Source organism: Corallococcus sp. CA041A (genome assembly GCF_003612075.1).
Classification (GTDB): Bacteria; Myxococcota; Myxococcia; order Myxococcales; family Myxococcaceae; genus Corallococcus; species Corallococcus exiguus.
In genome coordinates, this window is the sequence record NZ_RAWF01000609.1 from 1 (window position 1) to 478 (window position 478).

Annotated in this window: 1 protein-coding gene; it reads left to right on the forward strand. The window is 41.0% G+C overall.

Going from position 1 to position 478, the window contains the following annotated elements; genetic code table 11:
• Positions 1-71: 71 nt before the first annotated feature.
• On the forward strand, positions 72-478 hold a 407-nt coding region (locus D7V77_RS42445; RefSeq protein ID WP_120581769.1), incomplete at its 3' end, for a YehR family lipoprotein.

Consider the following 478-nt stretch of genomic DNA (forward strand, 5'->3'; position numbering starts at 1 on the left):
GTATTAGGCATATCCTATATAGCCCCTGGTGAGAGTCACCAGTTTCTTGATTAAATAAAATGGAGTTTTACATGAAGGCTTTCAATAAGCTGTTTTCCCTCGTTGTTGCATCTGTTCTGGTTTTCTCTCTTGCTGGCTGCGGTGACAAAGAAGAATCGAAAAAATTCAGCGCCAATCTGAACGGTACTGAAATTGCCATTACCTATGTCTACAAAGGTGACAAGGTGCTTAAGCAATCTTCTGAAACCAAAATTCAATTTGCCTCCATTGGTGCAACCACCAAAGAAGATGCTGCCAAGACACTTGAGCCGTTAAGCGCTAAATACAAAAACATCGCGGGTGTTGAAGAAAAATTAACCTATACCGATACTTACGCGCAGGAAAACGTGACTATCGATATGGAAAAAGTGGATTTTAAAGCCCTGCAGGGTATTTCAGGAATCAACGTTTCTGCTGAAGATGCCAAAAAAGGTATCAC